The sequence below is a fragment of the Ruegeria sp. AL7 genome, from assembly GCF_056536105.1.
Window position 1 is genome coordinate 867,208 of the sequence record NZ_JBQFJF010000001.1, and the last position, 18,464, is coordinate 885,671.

Here is an 18,464-nt window from a genome sequence, read left to right on the forward strand (position 1 = left end):
ACCAGGGCGTCAAATCAAATTCATAAAACTCATGAAGATCATGAGTTTTGCATTTCAGGCAATCAATGCTCGCCTTCCGCCATCACCTGTTCTTTGGCCTCAACCAGAAGCTCGGCCATTTTCGAACGGATCGTGGCTTCATCTGCAAGATCACCCAAGTAGGCTTTGACTGCCTCGACAACATCGTCCTCGCCGACATGCTGCAGGTCGGTATGAACCAGTTCCTGTCCGTATTTCCGTGCCTGTTCAACAGTTTCGCCCTTCAGCGCAGACGCCCAGACAGCCATAAAGCGGTTGCGGCGCATCCGTGCGATAAACTGCATCTTTTCGTCATGGGCGAATTTGCTTTCAAACGCGGCTTCACGTTCGTCGAATGTGGTCATTGGTTGGGGACCCCTTGGATTACCGTTTCTCACTGATGATATGACAATAGGACACTCTGGGTGCAAGGTATTTGCGCTGCGTCAAAGGCCCTCGGGGCAGCGAACTTGCGGGAACGCAGGGCTTGCACTATGAGGACGCCAACGTGAAGGGACTCATTCCCTTTCGCCAGTCTGGAAAGGTCGCTTATGGCGCGTCGCAAGAAAATCTACGAAGGCAAGGCCAAAATTCTGTATGAAGGCCCCGAGCCGGGCACCATCGTACAGTATTTCAAGGATGACGCCACCGCATTCAACGCCGAGAAGAAGGACGTGATTGACGGCAAAGGCGTGCTGAACAACCGTTTATCCGAGTTCTTTATGACCGGGCTGACCCAGATTGGCATTCCGAACCACTTCATCCGGCGCCTGAACATGCGTGAACAACTGGTGCGCAATTGCGAGATCATTCCGCTGGAAGTGATCGTGCGCAATTACGCGGCCGGTTCGATGTCGAAACGTCTTGGCATTGCCGAAGGGACGCAATTGCCACGTCCGATCGTTGAATATTGCTTCAAGGATGATGCCTTGGGCGATCCTCTTGTCACCGAGGAACACATCGCCGCGTTTGGCTGGGCCAGCCAGCAGGACATGGACGACATCCTCAGCCTTGCGCTGCGCGTGAACGATTTCCTGAGCGGCGTGATGCTGGCGGTGGGTATTCGTCTGGTTGACTTCAAGATCGAAATCGGGCGCGTGTTTGAAGGCGACTATCAGCGGCTGGTCGTTGCGGATGAAATCAGCCCGGACAGCTGCCGCCTGTGGGATATCAAGACCGGTCAGAAACTGGACAAGGATGTATTCCGCCGCGATCTGGGCAGTCTGACAGATGCCTATTCCGAGGTCGCCCGAAGGCTGGGTGTGCTGCCTGCCAGTAATGTCACCAAGCCGACGCTGATCAACTAAACACTCCTTCTCAGCAGCGCCGCCCACTCAGGGCGGCGTTTTGCCTTTGCCAAGTTGTTGGCCGAGCAGGGTGTTTGAGTGTGGCCGGGCCGTTTGATCAGATGACTATTCCGAAGTTTCCAGCTGCTGCGCCAACAAAACTACTCAGGTCCAACTGACGGCGCAGGATCGTCACTCGCCTGCGGCAAACTGCGTTTGAAACAGGGTTGTCGAAACCCATCAGGCGCGCTATCCCCCGCGCAACGAAATGGGCCTTGTATGCGGCCCACAGTTGGAGTTGCCAAAATGAAAGCACGGGTTCATGTGATGCTCAAGAACGGGGTGCTGGACCCGCAGGGCGAAGCAGTACGGCACGCATTGGGTGCAATGGGCTTTGATCAGGTCGAAGGCGTACGTCAGGGCAAAGTCATCGATCTTGAGCTTGCCGATGGCGCGACCGAGGCAGACGTGACCGAGATGTGCGAAAAGCTTTTGGCCAACACCGTCATCGAACGCTACGAGATCGAACTGGTCTGATTAATGCGGGCCGCGCGTCTGATCACCTATCGTCAACCGCTTGAGGTGTCGACGATCCCCGACCCGGTTCCCACCGAAGACGGTGTTGTGGTGCGGGTGCTGGCTTGCGGCGTGTGCCGGTCCGACTGGCACGCCTGGTCGGGCTCAGACCCCGACGTTGTCCTGCCCATGACACCCGGCCACGAGTTTTGCGGCGAGGTGGTCTCGGTCGGTGTGCGCGTCACACGGTGGCGTGTCGGGGACCGGGTGATTGCGCCCTTTATCCTTGCCTGTGGGCATTGCCCGGACTGCGCGCAGGGTCATCAGACAATCTGTCCGAACCAGGTCGTACCCGGCTTTACCTGTGACGGGGCTTTTGCTGAATATATTGCCGTGGCTCATGCCGATGCCAACCTGACATCCTTGCCCGACAGCATCGCGCCTGAAATCGCTGCCGCATTGGGGTGCCGCGTAACCACGGCGTGGCAGGCGCTTGTTAGCCGGGCGCAAGTGCAGGGTGGTGAGTGGATCGCTGTCTTTGGCGGCGGCGGCGTCGGAATATCAACACTTCTTCTGGGCAAGGCGCTTGGCGCGCGTGTAATCGTTGTCGATATCGTCGAGGACAAGCTGGCCTATGCCAAAACTCTGGGCGCCGATGCGGTGGTCAACGCTGCGACATGTGATGCCCCTCAGGCGGTGAAAGACATCACCGGTGGCGGTGCACATGTTGCGATCGAGGCGCTTGGCGTCCAAGCCACGACCGTTTCCGCCATGCGATCCCTGCGTAAAATGGGCCGCATGGTGCAAATCGGAATGCCCGCGGGGGACCATGCGCAGATGTCGCTGCCGATGGATGTGCTCTATTCTGGTCAGCTCTCCGTATTTGGCACCCGCGGGATGCCAAGCTGGCGCTATCCGTCGCTGTTGTCGCTGATCGCGGGTCAAGGGGTCGACCTGAGCCCGCTGGTGACCCGGAAAATAACCCTGAACCAGGTAAGCGCCGAGCTTGCCGCTTTTGACCATCCAACGCCTCCGGGTGTTGCGGTTGTCACAGATTTTGTCTCGTAGGAGGGCCCACCATGCGTGCAGCCGTAATCGTATTCCCCGGATCCAACTGTGACCGAGATCTTGCCGTCGCCTTTGAGCAGGCCGGTTTTCAGGTCGATATGGTCTGGCACAAAGACGCGGCTTTGCCTGAAGGTATTGATATCGTGGGTGTTCCCGGCGGGTTCTCTTACGGAGATTACCTGCGTTGCGGCGCAATCGCGGCGCAATCGCCGATTTGCAAGGCCGTGGTCGAACACACGCAACGTGGCGGTTATGCCGTTGGAATATGCAACGGTTTTCAGGTTCTGACCGAAACCGGCATTTTGCCGGGCGCGTTGCTGCGCAATGCCGGGCTGAAATATATCTGCAAGACCGTCGGCCTGAAGGTCGAAACCAGCGACAGCGCGTTTACCAGCGGTTACAACGCAGGCGATGTGATCGGTATTCCGATTGCGCACCACGATGGCAACTATTTTGCGGATGACGCGACACTGGCCGCGCTGAAAGATCAGGACCGGATCGCTTTTACCTATGTCGAAAACCCGAACGGCTCGATCGGGGATATCGCCGGAATCCTGTCGGAAAACCGCCGCGTTCTTGGCATGATGCCGCACCCCGAACGCGCAGCTGATCAGGGTCATGGCGGCACAGACGGGGTGGCGTTGTTCCGCGCATTGTCAGGTGTGTTTGAAGCGGCGTGACTTGAGGTCTCGCCCGCCGGGGCGTAACCTTTCGCCATGAACCCCGAAGTTCGATCTGGCTGGTCAAATATGCTGAAACCGTTTCGTGGTGCACCGCTGGGCTGGCGGTTGCGGCTGGCGGTTCTTGTTCTGCTGGTCGCTACAATTGCAACGGTGTGGGTCACGAACCGGCTGTTGACCGACAGGTTCACCGAATCCACGCGCAACCGGGCGGAACTGCGGCTGACGCTGTATTCGGGCAACTTGCTGAGTGAACTGCGCCGCAACTCGATTGTTCCGCAATTGCTTGCCCGCGACCCGACGTTGATTTCGGCATTGCAGTCAGGCGATTACACCCTGTCGACACAGCGCCTTATTTCATTCGTGGAAGAGATCGGCGCGGCCTCACTGGTATTGCTGGACAGCGACGGGCGCACAGTTGCCGCGACCGACCGGAACAGGTTGGGCGAGGGGCACCGGAACACACCCTATTTTGTGGATGCGATCCGCTCGAACGCGACGATATTTTCCGTTATTCCCAAGGATGCAGGCGGATACAGCTTTGTGTATTCGCGCCGGTTGGAGAACGGGGCGGAGTTTCTGGGGGTGATCGTCGTCGAGGTTGACCTGCAGAAGTTCGAACGCGCCTGGGCCGGTATCTCGGATGCAGTGATGGTTACCGACAGCACCGGCAACATCATTCTGTCTACTGAACCCCGGTGGCGCGGGCTGGATGAGAACACGGCGATGCTGCGCCAACCGCCACAAGGTGCGATCCAGCGCGCCATCCGGGCAACAACCGATTGGACCGCGCTGCCGCCTGATGCCTATCTTCAGGGCGAAGCGGTGATGCGGATCGAGACGCGCATTCCGTTCCGCGGCTGGCAGATGACCTCGTTCACGACCTATGCCTCGATCCGGGAAAAGGTGAACAGCGTTCTGGCGCTGGAAATCATGGGGTTTGCGATTCTTCTGGCGCTTGCGTTCTATGCGTTGAGCCGCCGTGCCACGTTGCGCATGACCCTGTTCCAGCGCGAGTCGGCAGAGCTTCGCGCATTGAACGCGCGGCTGCAGCGGGAAATCGCTGAACGTGAACGGGTTGAAAAGACGCTGGATTTGGCAGAACAGACTCTTGCGCAAAGCTCGAAACTGGCTGCCCTGGGCGAGATGTCGGCGGCGGTCAGTCACGAGCTGAACCAGCCACTGGCGGCGATGAAAACCTATCTGGCCGGGGCCCGCCTGTTGCTGCGCCGCAACCGCCCGGAAGAGGCCCTTGCCAGCTTTGGCCGCATCGATGGTCTGATCGAACGGATGGGGGCAATTACCCGGCAGCTCAAGTCTTATGCGCGCAAGGGTGCGGATGCGTTTTCACCAGTAAATCTTGGTGAAGCGCTGGCCTCGTCGCTGTCGATGATGGAGCCGCAATTGCGTCAGCGACACGTGAAGATCACACAGATCGTACCAGAGGAACCCGTGATCGTGATGGGGGACCGAATGCGCATCGAGCAGGTCATGGTCAACCTCTTGCGAAACGCGCTGGACGCCACCAAATCAGTGGCGGAGCCAGATGTGGAAATCATCCTGGCAGCTGGTGACACGGCTGTGCTGACCGTACGCGACAACGGGCACGGAATCGAGGATATCGAAAACCTGTTCGAGCCGTTCTACACAACCAAACAGCCCGGAGACGGTGTTGGTCTGGGGCTTGCCATCTCGTCGGGGATCGTGAACGACCATGGGGGACGGCTGACTGCACGCAACGGCCAATATGGCGGTGCGGTGTTTGAAATGCAGTTGCCTGCACTGGGAAGCGACGGCCTTGAAGCCGCGGAATAACGAGGAATGACTATGGCACAAGCCATGAAAATTGCCATTGTTGACGATGAACAGGACATGCGCCAATCGATCAGCCAGTGGCTCGCTTTGTCCGGCTATGACACGGAAACCTTCGCCAGCGCGGAAGATGCGCTCAAGGTGTTGGGTCCGGATTATCCGGGGATAGTGATTTCGGACATCAAGATGCCCGGAATGGACGGCATTCAGCTTCTCAAAAAGCTGATGGGCGCTGACAGCACCTTGCCCGTGATCATGATCACCGGTCACGGCGATGTTCCGATGGCTGTCGAGGCGATGCGTGTCGGTGCATTCGATTTCCTTGAAAAACCCTTCAACCCCGACCGCATGTCTGAACTGGCCAAACGGGCCAGCAATGCGCGGCGTCTGACGCTGGACAACCGCGCGCTGCGCCGGGAATTGTCCGGCGGCACCCAGATCATGAACAAACTGATCGGTGCCAGCCCGGTTATGGAACGCCTGCGCGAGGATATCCTCGATCTAGGTCAGGCGGATGGCCATGTGCTGATCGACGGAGAGACAGGGACCGGAAAGACGCTTGTCGCACACGCCCTGCATGCGGTTGGAAGCCGTGCCGGCAAGAAATTTGTGCTGGTGTCCTGCGCGGCGCACGAGGAAGACGCGTTGGCCAAACGTCTGTTTGGGCCGATGATGCCTGAAGACGCCCAATTGCCCGCCATCGAAGAGGCGCGGGGCGGAACGCTGGTTCTGGAAGATGTCGAAGCGCTCAACGATTCCCTGCAAGCCAAGCTGCTCAGCGTGATGAACGAGCAGGGCACGCCGGCCGAGACACGCATCGTAGCGATCTCGAACCTGCAAGAGGCGGGAAAAACCTCCGAAGATGTCTTACGGCCGGACCTGTTCTACCGACTGGCCGCCTTGCGCATCACCATGCCGCCCCTGCGCCAGAGGGGCGAGGATATTCTGACCCTGTTTACCCGTCTGAGCGAGCAGTTCGCCGAAGAATACGGCTGCGATGCGCCTCAGGTAAGCGCTCAGGAAGCCGCGCAGCTGTTGCAGGCACCCTGGCCGGGGAACGTGCGCCAGTTGATCAACATTGCCGAACGCGCGGTGCTGCAATCGCGCCGTGGGTCCGGAACGATCGCCTCGCTGTTGATGTCGGATCACGAGGAAATGCAGCCGGTCATGACCACTGAAGGCAAGCCGCTGAAGGAATATGTCGAAGCCTTTGAACGGATGCTGATCGATAACACTATGCGGCGGCACAAAGGCTCAATCGCGTCTGTGATGGATGAGCTGTGCCTGCCGCGCCGGACGCTGAATGAAAAGATGGCCAAATACGGCCTCCAGCGGTCGGACTATCTGTAAACTTTGTGGCGGGGGCTCTGCCCCCGTCGCCTTTGGCGACTCCCCCGGGATATTTTTGGCCAGATGAAGGCGATCCCGCACGCCGTCGCAGGGGCGGTGCAGTTTGCCCATTGTCTTTTCCACAGGACTGCTTTTATTGTGTCCGGACGGGCCGGGCCAGTTTTGTGTCCATAAGCCCCGAATCATTGAGTTTCGCTGCTTTGCTGATGGTGATGACGGATTGTTCGCCGCAAAGCAGACCGATTGTGCCTCATTTGGGGCAATGTAGTACCTGAGTCCGACATGTCGGGCGAAAGGAATAATGGGCAGGCTGCGGCTAACGCGCCTGTCGGAGAAGAACCGCGATGACGCGCGCGCAACGATTGAGTGACCGGGCAGGGGGCCACAGCGCCAGACCCTGCCGCGCGCCGTCCAATATCGCCCTGACAAGACACCTCCCCAAATGTGCCTGTCCACCTGGACGGGTCAGGACAACGCGTTTGGCGCGGTGCACCAAGGACACATGGCTAAGAAAATGCTTATCGATGCCACCCACGCGGAGGAAACCCGCGTCGTGGTGGTCGACGGAAACAAGGTCGAGGAGTTCGATTTTGAATCCGAAAACAAGCGCCAGCTTGCTGGCAACATCTATCTTGCAAAAGTAACACGGGTTGAGCCGTCGCTTCAGGCGGCCTTTGTGGATTATGGCGGGAACCGGCACGGCTTCCTGGCGTTCTCGGAAATTCACCCGGACTATTACCAGATCCCCATCGCCGACCGCGAGGCGTTGATGGAGGAAGAGCGCGCTTATGCCGAGGCCATGAAGGCGCGGGATGAGGCCGACGAGGGCAAGCCGAAAAAGCGACGTTCGCGGTCCCGATCGAAGGCCGCGGATCTGAAGTCGGACGATTTGGTCGAAACGATGGAAGTTTCGACCGAGCCGACCGGTATGGAAACCATCGATTTTGACGACAGTGACGAAGCGGACATGGAGGTGCCCGAGGGGACATCGCCAATGGAAGTCGTCGCTGAAACACCTGTTGAGGAGCCTGAGGACAACGAAGCGCCGGAAGCTGTGTCAGATGACACTGCAGAGGAAGCGGCTTCGGAAGACGAGGCTGAGGTTGAAACAGTTGAGTCTTCACAAGACGACGCAGCAGGGGATTCTGATGACGCGGCGGATGCTTCAAGCGCTGACGATGGCGATGAAGCGTCTGAATTGTCTGAAGATGACCAGGACGCAGAAGATGGCGACGCGGATGAAGAACACGCTGACGCTGCCGCGAAAGATGACACGATTGAATCCGTGGCCGAGGAAGACGACAGCGAAGACATCCGCCCTCCGCGCAAGCCACGCCCGCGCCGGTACAAGATTCAGGAAGTGATCAAAGTGCGCCAGGTGTTGCTGGTGCAAGTCGTCAAGGAAGAGCGCGGCAACAAAGGGGCGGCCCTGACGACATATCTGTCGCTGGCCGGTCGCTATTGTGTTCTGATGCCAAACACCGCCCGTGGCGGTGGGATCAGCCGCAAGATCACCAACGCGGTTGACCGCAAGAAACTGAAAGAAATCGCCGCGGATATTGATGTGCCCACAGGGGCGGGTTTGATTATCCGGACTGCGGGAGCCAAGCGCACCAAATCGGAAATCAAGCGCGACTATGAATACCTGCAACGCCTGTGGGAGCAGATCCGGGCATTGACCCTGGAATCCATCGCACCTGCGAAGATCTATGAAGAAGGCGATCTGATCAAACGGTCGATCCGGGACCTTTATAACCGCGATATCGATGAGGTTTTGGTCGAGGGCGAAGGCGGATACCGCATCGCCAAAGACTTCATGAAGATGATCATGCCGTCGCACGCCAAGAATGTGAAACGGTACGAGGACGCGCTGCCGCTGTTTGCACGCTATCAGGTGGAAAGCTACCTGGCGGGGATGTTCAACCCGACTGTTCAGCTGAAATCTGGCGGGTATATCGTGATCGGCGTGACCGAAGCGCTGGTGGCAATCGACGTGAACTCGGGCCGGGCCACGAAAGAAGGCTCGATCGAGGAAACGGCGCTGAAAACCAACCTTGAGGCTGCGGAAGAAGTGGCCCGCCAGTTGCGTCTGCGTGACCTTGCCGGTCTGATTGTCATCGATTTCATCGATATGGACGAGCGCAAGAACAATGCGTCCGTTGAAAAGCGTCTGAAGGACAAACTGAAAACCGACCGTGCCCGCATTCAGGTCGGTCGGATTTCAGGTTTTGGCCTGCTCGAGATGAGCCGTCAGAGGCTGCGCCCCGGTATGATCGAGGCGACCACGCAGCCATGCCCGGCATGCCACGGCACCGGCCTGATCCGTTCGGACGACAACATGGCACTGTCGATCCTGCGTCAGATCGAAGAGGAAGGCACCCGCCGCCGCTCACGCGAGGTTCTGGTGCGCTGCCCGGTCAGTATCGCGAACTTCCTGATGAACCAGAAGCGCGAGCATATTGCACAGATCGAATCGCGCTATGGCCTGTCTGTACGGATCGAAGGCGATGTGCATCTGGTCAGCCCGGATTTCTCGATGGAGAAATTCAAGACCGCCAGCCGCATCGTTCCCGAAGCGACAGCACCTGTTGTGTCGGTCGATGCCTCGCTGATGGATCTGGTCGATTCTTCGGAAGATGACGAAACCGAAGAGGATATCGCGCCGACCGAAGATGACACCAAACCCAAGCGCAAGCGCCGCCGTCGTCGTCGCAAGAAGGGCGGGGGCAATGGTGACGCGCCGGAACAGGGCGCGGATGACGGTGAAGGGGCAGAGCAGGAGGATGCCGCAGGCGAATCCGCTGAAACCGAGACCGCCGTCGAGGCAACCGAAGCCGAAGCGACGGAAGAGGAAAAACCCGCCAAACCCAAACGCAAGCGCGCTCCGCGCCGTCGTAAGAAAGATGCGGTGGCAGAAGAGGCTTCGGAACAGACAGAAGCAACTGATGCCGATGCCGGGGCTGATGCACCGACGGTTGAAGAGGCGGCCTCAGACGCTGAATCCGAACCTGCCGAGGCGACTGTCGCCGAGCAAAGCGAAGCCGCTGAGGCCGCTGATGCTGCGCCTGAAGCAACAGAGGTTGCCGAGCAGACTGAGGAAGTCGCCCAAGCTGAAGCGATCGTTGCGGTGGAAGAACCTGAAGTTCAATCTGCCGATGAGCCGGTCGAAGACGCGCCCGTGGAAGAAACACCCGTGGCAGCAGAACCTGAACCGGTGCTTGAAACTGTGGCAGATGAACCTGAGCCAGAATCCGACAGGCCCAAACGGCGCGGATGGTGGTCGTTGGGCAACTGATGAAAGGGCGGGCAGATTTGCCCGCCTTTTTCATATCATTAAGTCAGTCGGATTTTTGGATCAGATAGACCTGATGTTCGCCATCCAAATCCTGAGACAGCAATGTGTGGCCAGCTTCGGCGCAAAAATGCGGGACATCGATGATGGCTGCCGGGTCATCAGCCAGTACACGCAGCACAGAACCTTGCGGCATGGATTTTAGCCGTTTGCGGGCCTTGAGGACGGGCAGGGGGCACAGAAGGCCCAGCGCATCCAGCGTATCTGTAATCTCTGACATGATTTTCGGGATAGGGCGAAGTTGTAATATTGTCCAGATTCTAAGCACGAGGATGTGACTCATTGGCCCCGTGACGGACCGCCATTCATCACTTATGTGCTAAAACATGTTCGGAATAGAAATCATAGACGCGGGGCTGCTGCCCGCCATGTTTGTTGCCCTGCTGGGTGGCCTGATCAGCTTTCTGTCGCCTTGTGTGCTGCCCATCGTGCCGCCCTATCTGGCATATATGAGCGGTGTCACGATCAACGAGATGCAGGATGAGGCCCGCGCCCGGCGCAAGGCAACCATGTCAGCGCTGTTCTTTGTGTTGGGCCTGTCGACGGTTTTCCTGCTGTTGGGTTTCACTGCATCTGCCTTCGGGGCGTTTGTGCTGCAAAATCAGGTACTTTTCGCCAAACTGTCCGGTGCCGTTGTCATTGTCTTTGGTCTGCATTTCCTGAACGTCTTCCGCATCCCCTTTCTGGACCGCGAAGCGCGGATCGAAACCGGTGATTCCGGTGGCTCGGTCTTTGGTGCTTATATTCTTGGATTGGCCTTTGCATTCGGCTGGACGCCCTGTATCGGGCCCCAACTGGGCGCGATCCTGTCCCTTGCGGCATCCGAGGCCTCGGTGGCGCGTGGAACGCTGTTGCTGGGTGTTTATGCGGCTGGATTGGGTATTCCGTTTCTGCTGGCTGCCATGTTCCTCAACCGCTCTATGACGGTGATGAACCGGATCAAGCCCTATATGGGTGTGATCGAAAAGGTCATGGGCGGGCTGCTGCTGTTCGTGGGCATCATGCTGGTGACAGGCCTGTTCACACGCTTTAGCTGGTGGTTGCTGGAAACCTTCCCGGCACTTGCGAATTTCGGCTGAGCGTCTGCCCCCCTTACCTTGACCTAAAGCCTGCGTTAACCTGCGCGGCAGAAGGTAAAGGCATGAGCAGTCAGAGAAATCAGTCACAGGTGCGCAAACGCCGGGTGTTCTACATCCCCGGTTATGACCCGATGCCGCCGCGACGATATCGCGAGCTTTACCGAACCGAGTCGCAAGCGCAGGCCCGGATTTCAGGATATGAGATCACGATTGCCCCTAAGTCCGCAAAAGGTCTGTTCGGCTGGTCCGTGACATCAATGCAGGACGGTGCGTCTGTTGAGACAGAGATCGAAGTACTGGTCTGGTCAGACATCGTGCGCGACAGCATGTCCGCATCGATCCCAGCAACCTATGCGAAGTTGGCGCACACGGCGTGGATATACATTTCGACCGGTGCTTTGTGGCGCCTCATGCGGTTGCGCAAAGGCCCGGTGATTGCGGCGCTCTATCCGGTGGCGATGTTGGTGTCTCAGTTGCTGGTTGCGCTTGCGGTCGTGTGGGCATCTGTGGTTGTGGCCGGCTGGTGGGGCCTGTTTCCGGGTATCGCCGTTGCGGTTGCGCTGATGCTGTGGTTCCGCAAAATCGACAACCGGCTGTTTGCCTACTACCTGATGCATGATTATGCCTATTCCGCGCAGCTGAAGGGGGAAACTCCGCGCGAACTGAAAGACAGGCTGGCCGCATTCCGCAAGGCGATTGAAGCGGCGCTGATATCCGGTGTAGATGAGGTTCTGGTGGTAGGCCACAGTTCGGGCGCGCACCTGGGGGTGTCTGTTCTGGCCGACCTGATCCGCGACAGGGCGGTGCCGCAACAAGGGGCAGAGTTGTCGTTCCTCAGCCTGGGGCAGGTGGTGCCTATGGTGTCCTTTCTGCCAAATGCGCAGGACCTTCGGTCCGACCTTCAATTCCTTTCCCCCAGTTCAGCCATCACATGGGTCGATGTCTCGGCCCCCGGGGATGGCTGCGCATTTGCGCTGTGTGATCCGGTGGCCGTTACAGGGGTGGCCAGGCCGGACAAACGCTGGCCGCTTGTCCTGTCGGCGGCCTTTACGCAAACTCTGGCGCCTGAACGTTGGAAAGCCCTGCGCTGGCGGTTCTTCCGGCTGCATTTTCAGTACCTTTGCGCATTCGATACGCCGGGTATTTACGACTATTTCCGAATTACAGCAGGCCCTTTGACGCTGAAACAGCGTTTCCGAGGACGTGCCCCCTCACGCAGCCGGATTGAGACGCCTGTGTCCAAATACACTTCGGTTCGCCCATGATCCCGCCCAAGCCCCAGCCGCGCGCAGACAAGGTTTCCCTATTGCGTTACCTGAAACTGTTTCGTCAGGATCTGCTGTCTGCACAGCCAGCGCGCCTTTATCGCGCGTGGATGGCCGAATTCAGGACACCCTTCTTCCGGTCTTTCCTGGTCAATGAACCGGACCTGATTGACATCGTCCTCAGGAAAAGCCCCGAAGATTTTCCTAAATCGGGCCGGATCAGCGAAGGCCTGCGCCCCTTGCTTGGAAATTCGGTGTTCCTAACCAATGGAGAGACGTGGAAACGACAGCGGCGCATCATTGACCCGGCATTTGAGGGCGGGCGGCTGAAAGACACGTTTCCCGCCATGCTGGCCGCGGCAGACGCTTGTGTTGAGCGGTTGCGCCCCCATGTCGGTAAACAGATCGAAGTCGAAGAACAGACAAACCACGCCGCAGCAGATGTGATTTTTCGCACCTTGTTTTCGGTGCCGATCGACCACGCCATAGCCAGCAAGGTGTTTGAAAAGTTCCGCAACTACCAGCGTGAACAACCTCTGCTGAACCTTGCAGCTTTCGTTCCGCTGCCCAAATGGATGCCTCGATTCCACTCCCGGACGACACGGATAAACGCCGAAGACATTCGTAACCTGATCACTGACCTGACCCATGAGCGGGCAGAGGCGATCAAGGCCGGAACCGCCCCCTACGATCTGGCAACCAAGATCATGACGACCGCTGACCCTGAAACCGGTCAGTTTTTCGGGCCCAAGGAAATGGTTGATCAGGTCGCGATCTTCTTTCTGGCAGGCCATGAAACCAGCGCATCGGCCCTGGCGTGGACATTGTATCTGCTGGCGCTTTATCCCGAATGGCAGGAAAGGATTGCTGACGAAGCTGCCGCTCTGGACGATCCGACCTTTGCCTCGGTTTCCAAACTCAAGATCAGCCGCGACGTGTTTCGCGAGGCACTGCGCCTTTACCCGCCGGTTCCCATGATGGTGCGAGAGGCCAAGTGCCCACACCAGTTCCGAAACAGGGACGTTCCCAACGGGTCACAAATCGTAATCAGCCCCTGGCACCTGCACCGTCACGAACGGTTATGGGAAAACCCCGACGGCTTTGACCCCACCCGCTGGAACAGTGAAAACGGCAAAACATGCCAGCGTAAGGCATATATCCCATTTTCCGCAGGTCCCCGCGTCTGTACCGGGGCCGGGTTTGCCATGGTCGAAGGGCCGCTGATCCTGTCGATGCTGGTGCGGAATTTCAAATTCGAAACAATCAGCGGCAAAACGCCGGTTCCGGTGGCCCATCTGACCGTTCGATCCAGGGATGGCATATGGTTGCGGCTGGTTGAGCGCTAACAAACTACCATCGGTCCTGACTGTGATGTATGCGGGGGAAGACATCGGAATCATCATTGAACGGGAAAACATTATGGCCAAAGCAGAACAGCGCGCGCAGATGATCAACGGCGCAGGCTTTATCGCGGCATTGGATCAAAGCGGCGGCTCGACCCCGAAAGCTCTGGCGTTGTACGGCGTTGACGCGTCGACCTACGGCTCGGACGCTGAGATGTTCGGCGAAATTCAAAAGATGCGCGCGCGGATCATTCTGGCAAATGACTTCACCAAAGACAAAGTCATCGGTGCGATCCTGTTCGAACGCACCCTTGGTGAAGAGATCGAGGGCCGCAAAGTCGCTGATTACCTCTGGTCGGTCAAAGGAATCGTGCCATTCCTGAAAATCGACAAGGGCCTTGAGGATCAGGCCAACGGTGTTCAGTTGATGAAACCGATCCCCGGTCTGGCCGACACGCTGGCTAAGGCAGAAGGCGTGTTCGGTACCAAAGAACGTTCGGTCATCCACGAGGCCAATGCCGAAGGCATCGCGGCCGTGGTTGCCCAGCAATTCGACGTTGCCCGCGAAGTGACTGACGCCGGAATGGTTCCGATCGTCGAGCCTGAGGTCAACATTCAATCAGAAACCAAGGCTGAGGCCGAGGAGATTCTGAAAGCTGAAATCCTGAAGAACCTCGACCAGCTGGGTGAGGGGCAGGAGGTCATGCTGAAGCTGACGATCCCGACACAGGCAAACCTGTATGACGAACTGGCCGACCATCCTCGCGTTCTGCGCGTTGTTGCGCTGTCAGGTGGGTATTCGACCGAAGAGGCCTGCGACCTGTTGGGGCAAAACGGCAAGATGATTGCGTCTTTCTCGCGCGCACTGACCGAAGGTCTCTCGAAACAGCAGTCGGACGCCGATTTCAACGCCGCCTTGGGCGGCAATATCGACAAGATCTTCAAAGCCTCTGTCTGATCCTCAGACAGGTTTCGTGAAAGAGCGGCGCAACTGTGCCGCTTTTTTTCTGCTGATACAGCCTTTGGCATGGTCATTGACCAGCCCCATGGCCTGCATGAACGCAAACACCGTCGTGGGACCAACAAATTTCCAGCCCCGTTTCTTGAGGTCCTTCGACATTGCCACCGACTCGGGCGATGTGGATGTCGATTGTGGCGGCGGCGGGGTTTCCGCCTCATACCGCCAGACATAAGCCGCCAGCGATCCTTCCGATGCCACCAGTTCCTGCACGCGGCGGGCGTTGTTGATCACCGCCTCGATCTTGCCCCGGTGGCGAATGATCCCATCATTTTGCAGCAGACGTTCAACATCGGCTTCAGAGAACTCGGCCATCTTGTTGAAATCAAACCCGTAAAACGCTTCTCGGAAATTCTCGCGCTTGTTCAGGATCGTGCGCCAGCTAAGACCCGATTGAAAACTTTCCAGGCACAGTTTTTCGAACAATCGCTGATCATCCGAGACCGGAAACCCCCATTCGTTGTCATGATAGTCAAAGAATTCCGGCGCTGCCTGGCACCAGGAACACCGAGGTTGACCGTCAGGTCCCAATACCGTGTTACCCATGAATGTACCCCTTTTGTTCCTTGAGGACGTTATACCCAACAGCCAAGATCTGACAAGCGTTAAACCTTGTCTCGGTACCAGTTCAGAATAAACACGCGAATAGCCGAGGCCAATCCGGTTTCCGGGTCGCGGTCAACATCAATTTGCGCGGCCAGTGCATTGATTGGCTGATCTTTTTCTTTCGCAATGTCGCGAAATGCCCGCCAGAACTCATCTTCAAGCGAGACTGATGTCCGGTGTCCTTTGAGGGTCAATGAACGTTTTATCGGTCGACCGCTCATTCATCCAGCTCGTGATTGTCAAGGTCACGCCTCTGCTTGTCCTGCTGAAGCCTGACGATTGTTTTCTCGGACTTGGTGCGCCCAAAGGCGACGGCATTCTGGTCTGCGCGGGCCTTCTTTTCGGCCCGCGCCTTTTCTTTTCGATACCGGTTCAGGTTGACCGGCTTGCCCATCAGTCTTTCGGGCCGATCATCTGTTCGGGGCGCACAACGGCATCAAAGGTTGCCTCGTCCACAAACCCCAGCGCAATGGCTTCTTCCTTGAGGGTTGTGCCGTTCTTATGCGCGGTCTTGGCGACCGTGGTGGCGTTGTCATAGCCGATGGTCGGGGCCAGCGCCGTCACCAGCATCAGCGATTCCTTCATCAGCTTGTCGATGCGCGGCTCATTGGCCTTGATGCCCAGCAACATCCGCTCGGTAAAGCTGTCGGCAGCGTCGCCCAACAACTGGATGGATTGCAACAGGTTGTAGGACATCATCGGATTATAGACGTTCAGCTCGAAATGGCCCTGACTGCCTGCAAAATTCATCGCGGCGTTGTTGCCCATCACATGCGCCGCAACCTGTGTCAGCGCCTCGGCCTGGGTCGGGTTCACCTTGCCGGGCATGATGGACGAGCCGGGCTCGTTCTCGGGCAGGATCAGTTCGCCAAGCCCCGAACGTGGGCCAGAGCCCAGGAAACGGATGTCGTTGGCGATTTTATAGCAGCTGCCCGCGATGGTCGCCAAAGCCCCGGACATAAAGACCATGGCGTCATGGGCGGCCAGCGCTTCGAACTTGTTCGGCGCAGTCACGAAGGGCAAGCCGGTGATCTGCGCCATATGGCCTGCAACCGCTTCGCCCCAACCGTTTTGGGTGTTCAGGCCGGTGCCGACGGCGGTGCCGCCCTGCGCCAGTTCGTAGATGCCGGGCAGCGCTGCGTGAACGCGTGCAATCCCCTGACGGATCTGGTGGGCATAACCGCTGAATTCCTGCCCCAGTGTCAGAGGCGTTGCATCCTGCGTATGAGTCCGGCCGATCTTGATGATGTCCTTGAACTCATCAGCCTTCTGCTCAAGACCAGAGGCCAGTTTTTCAAGCCCAGGCAGAAGGACGTCACGAACACTCATCGCTGTGGCGATGTGCATCGCGGTGGGAAAGGTGTCATTCGACGACTGACCCATGTTGCAGTGATCGTTCGGATGCACGGGGTCTTTTGAACCGATGACACCGCCCAGAATTTCGATGGCGCGGTTCGCGATGACCTCGTTCGAGTTCATGTTCGACTGGGTGCCGGAACCCGTCTGCCAGACGACCAGCGGAAAGTTGTCGTCAAACTTGCCTTCGATCACCTCACCCGCGGCCTGAATGATGGCATCGGCAATCCTGGCATCCAGTTTTCCGGTCGCCTTGTTCTCCATCGCGCAGGCTTGCTTGATCACGCCCAGCGCACGCACAATGGCAATGGGTTGTTTCTCCCAACCGATCGGGAAGTTCATGATCGAACGCTGCGTTTGCGCGCCCCAATACTTGTCGACAGGAACCTCGAGCGGGCCAAAGCTGTCGGATTCGGTGCGGGTCTGAGACATCTGTCACTCCGTCTGGTATGCTGTTGTATGCCGTTTAGCCGCAGCCAAGCCGTGACGCAATCGGCCAGTTGCGCGCACCTTAAACCCAAGGGCGTCAAAGGTATAGGCGCGGGGTGCGTCACTTTTATTGTTATCGTCAGGGAATGTGCCATTGTGCGCGGCCCCCTCTCAGCTACAATAGGTTCGTAGCCGCCTTGGAGGACAAGATGTCGAATTTCCATCGCATTACGCTTGAAAAAGCGATCGTGTTATTTGCTGTCTGTGCTTTGTGGCTGTCTGTTCTGGGCGCATCTGCGCGCGCCGCGGACATTACCCCGTTCCTAGGGGATTATGTGGGCTCGGCAAATGTCGTGGATGCGGACGGAACCTCAACCCCGCGGGATATGAGCGTTTCCATTTTCGAGACCAAAAACGGGTTCAACGTCAGCTGGCAAACCACGACCTACAAGCTGGACGGGCGGGTAAAAGAACAGCAGTTTTCCATCGACTTCGTGCCCTCGGACCGCCCGGATGTATTTTCGGCCGCAATGAAACGCAACGTGTTCGGTCATGAGGTTCCGCTGGATCCGATGAAAGGTGAACCCTTCGTCTGGGGGCGTATCGAAGGCGAAACGCTGACGGTGTTTTCGTTGTTCATTGACGTTGACGGCGGATATGAATTGCAGCAGTTCGACCGAACCCTGGCCGAAGACGGGCTGAACCTGTCATTCTCGCGCTTCATAGACGGTCAGAAATCCCGATCTGTCGAAACATTTCTGATGAAACGCTGAACCCCGCGCAGGGCGGGGCTCAAAGGCTTATTTGCGGAAGCTGTCCAGCGACACGACATCGGCGTCGTGATGCGCCTGTTCTTCCTCTTCGACTTCGATCAAGTCCTCTGCAACATAATCGTCCTCATCTTCGTCGTCCGGGCTTTCGAACCGCAGTCCAAATTCCACCGATGGATCGACAAAGGTCTTGATCGCGCCATAGGGGATGTAAAGCGGTTCCGGCGCGTCTCCGAAATTAAGGGTAATGGCGAATCCGTTCTCTCCGACCTCGAGGTTTTCAAACCAGTGTTGCATGACGATTGTCATTTCTTCCGGATACCGGTCGCGCAGCCAATCGGCGATATCCACGCCATCTTCGCGTGTGTCGAAGGTAATGAAAAAGTGATGCGCTCCGGGCAGACCGGATTTCGATACATCCGTCAGCACAGTCTTGATAAGCCCGCGCATGGCGGTGTGCATCAGATTGCCATAGTCGATGCCTTGCGACATGTGTCATCCTCAAAAGTGGTTAAG

Annotated in this window: 19 protein-coding genes; 12 read left to right on the forward strand and 7 right to left on the reverse strand. The window is 57.8% G+C overall.

The features are described from left to right. Positions 1-62 precede the first annotated feature (62 nt). A complete protein-coding gene (locus ACR3E2_RS04310; RefSeq protein ID WP_267364605.1) occupies positions 63-383 on the reverse strand; it encodes a DUF1476 domain-containing protein in 321 nt (106 codons plus the stop codon). Positions 384-569: 186 nt separating this feature from the next. Between ACR3E2_RS04310 and purC the strand changes: the two genes are divergently transcribed. The 7 genes from purC (at position 570) to ACR3E2_RS04345 (ending at position 10,025) form a co-directional block, all read left to right on the forward strand. Beyond that, positions 570-1,325: a phosphoribosylaminoimidazolesuccinocarboxamide synthase gene (purC, locus tag ACR3E2_RS04315; RefSeq protein ID WP_209504015.1), complete on the forward strand. Its 756-nt coding sequence runs from the start codon at positions 570-572 to the stop codon at positions 1,323-1,325. 285 nt (positions 1,326-1,610) lie between these two features. Continuing rightward, positions 1,611-1,841, forward strand: coding sequence for a phosphoribosylformylglycinamidine synthase subunit PurS (purS, locus tag ACR3E2_RS04320; RefSeq protein WP_117872765.1), 231 nt, complete (start codon positions 1,611-1,613; stop codon positions 1,839-1,841). Between the two features lie 3 nt (positions 1,842-1,844). Beyond that, complete coding sequence (locus tag ACR3E2_RS04325) at positions 1,845-2,888, forward strand: zinc-dependent alcohol dehydrogenase family protein (protein ID WP_480481080.1); 1,044 nt, start codon at positions 1,845-1,847, stop codon at positions 2,886-2,888. 11 nt (positions 2,889-2,899) lie between these two features. Then, on the forward strand, positions 2,900-3,568 hold the full coding sequence (gene purQ / locus ACR3E2_RS04330) for a phosphoribosylformylglycinamidine synthase subunit PurQ (protein ID WP_480481078.1): 669 nt from the start codon (positions 2,900-2,902) through the stop codon (positions 3,566-3,568). 69 nt (positions 3,569-3,637) lie between these two features. Further along, positions 3,638-5,383: a sensor histidine kinase gene (locus tag ACR3E2_RS04335; protein WP_480481076.1), complete on the forward strand. Its 1,746-nt coding sequence runs from the start codon at positions 3,638-3,640 to the stop codon at positions 5,381-5,383. A gap of 12 nt (positions 5,384-5,395) precedes the next feature. Continuing rightward, positions 5,396-6,730 carry a sigma-54-dependent transcriptional regulator gene (locus ACR3E2_RS04340; protein ID WP_480476731.1) on the forward strand — a complete coding sequence of 445 codons (1,335 nt, stop codon included), beginning with the start codon at positions 5,396-5,398 and terminating at the stop codon, positions 6,728-6,730. A gap of 502 nt (positions 6,731-7,232) precedes the next feature. Next, a complete protein-coding gene (locus tag ACR3E2_RS04345; RefSeq protein WP_480481074.1) occupies positions 7,233-10,025 on the forward strand; it encodes an Rne/Rng family ribonuclease in 2,793 nt (930 codons plus the stop codon). Positions 10,026-10,068: 43 nt separating this feature from the next. On the opposite strand, the gene ACR3E2_RS04350 is transcribed toward ACR3E2_RS04345, so the two are convergent. Next, a complete protein-coding gene (locus ACR3E2_RS04350; RefSeq protein ID WP_480481072.1) occupies positions 10,069-10,302 on the reverse strand; it encodes a sulfurtransferase TusA family protein in 234 nt (77 codons plus the stop codon). A gap of 106 nt (positions 10,303-10,408) precedes the next feature. Here ACR3E2_RS04350 and ACR3E2_RS04355 point away from each other — a divergent pair, with 106 nt between their 5' ends. The 4 genes from ACR3E2_RS04355 (at position 10,409) to ACR3E2_RS04370 (ending at position 14,727) form a co-directional block, all read left to right on the forward strand. Further along, the gene (locus ACR3E2_RS04355) at positions 10,409-11,161 is read left to right on the forward strand and encodes a cytochrome c biogenesis CcdA family protein (RefSeq protein ID WP_480481070.1); all 753 of its coding nucleotides are present in this window, start codon (positions 10,409-10,411) and stop codon (positions 11,159-11,161) included. A gap of 62 nt (positions 11,162-11,223) precedes the next feature. Beyond that, on the forward strand, positions 11,224-12,426 hold the full coding sequence (locus tag ACR3E2_RS04360) for a hypothetical protein (protein WP_480481068.1): 1,203 nt from the start codon (positions 11,224-11,226) through the stop codon (positions 12,424-12,426). Continuing rightward, entirely contained in the window at positions 12,423-13,772 is a 1,350-nt protein-coding gene (locus ACR3E2_RS04365) for a cytochrome P450 (RefSeq protein WP_480481066.1), read from the forward strand. Before ACR3E2_RS04360 ends, ACR3E2_RS04365 begins: the two co-directional genes overlap by 4 nt. 73 nt (positions 13,773-13,845) lie before the next feature. Beyond that, positions 13,846-14,727: a fructose bisphosphate aldolase gene (locus ACR3E2_RS04370; RefSeq protein ID WP_480481064.1), complete on the forward strand. Its 882-nt coding sequence runs from the start codon at positions 13,846-13,848 to the stop codon at positions 14,725-14,727. Positions 14,728-14,730: 3 nt separating this feature from the next. Here the strand turns inward: ACR3E2_RS04370 and ACR3E2_RS04375 are convergent, their stop codons facing one another. The 4 genes from ACR3E2_RS04375 to fumC are packed head-to-tail and all read right to left on the reverse strand — an operon-like array spanning position 14,731 to position 17,181. After that, a complete protein-coding gene (locus ACR3E2_RS04375) occupies positions 14,731-15,333 on the reverse strand; it encodes a DNA-3-methyladenine glycosylase I (RefSeq protein WP_480481062.1) in 603 nt (200 codons plus the stop codon). A gap of 59 nt (positions 15,334-15,392) precedes the next feature. After that, positions 15,393-15,614 carry a ribbon-helix-helix domain-containing protein gene (locus ACR3E2_RS04380; RefSeq protein WP_267364385.1) on the reverse strand — a complete coding sequence of 74 codons (222 nt, stop codon included), beginning with the start codon at positions 15,612-15,614 and terminating at the stop codon, positions 15,393-15,395. Continuing rightward, on the reverse strand, positions 15,611-15,787 hold the full coding sequence (locus tag ACR3E2_RS04385) for a DUF4169 family protein (protein ID WP_480481060.1): 177 nt from the start codon (positions 15,785-15,787) through the stop codon (positions 15,611-15,613). Before ACR3E2_RS04385 ends, ACR3E2_RS04380 begins: the two co-directional genes overlap by 4 nt. Continuing rightward, a complete protein-coding gene (fumC, locus tag ACR3E2_RS04390) occupies positions 15,787-17,181 on the reverse strand; it encodes a class II fumarate hydratase (RefSeq protein ID WP_480481058.1) in 1,395 nt (464 codons plus the stop codon). The genes ACR3E2_RS04385 and fumC overlap by 1 nt, the downstream gene beginning before the upstream one ends. Positions 17,182-17,387: 206 nt before the next feature. Between fumC and ACR3E2_RS04395 the strand changes: the two genes are divergently transcribed. Beyond that, positions 17,388-17,951 carry a hypothetical protein gene (locus ACR3E2_RS04395; RefSeq protein WP_480481056.1) on the forward strand — a complete coding sequence of 188 codons (564 nt, stop codon included), beginning with the start codon at positions 17,388-17,390 and terminating at the stop codon, positions 17,949-17,951. A 27-nt stretch (positions 17,952-17,978) separates the two neighbouring features. Here the strand turns inward: ACR3E2_RS04395 and ACR3E2_RS04400 are convergent, their stop codons facing one another. Then, positions 17,979-18,440 carry an SspB family protein gene (locus ACR3E2_RS04400; RefSeq protein ID WP_480481054.1) on the reverse strand — a complete coding sequence of 154 codons (462 nt, stop codon included), beginning with the start codon at positions 18,438-18,440 and terminating at the stop codon, positions 17,979-17,981. Between the last annotated feature and the right edge of the window lie 24 nt (positions 18,441-18,464).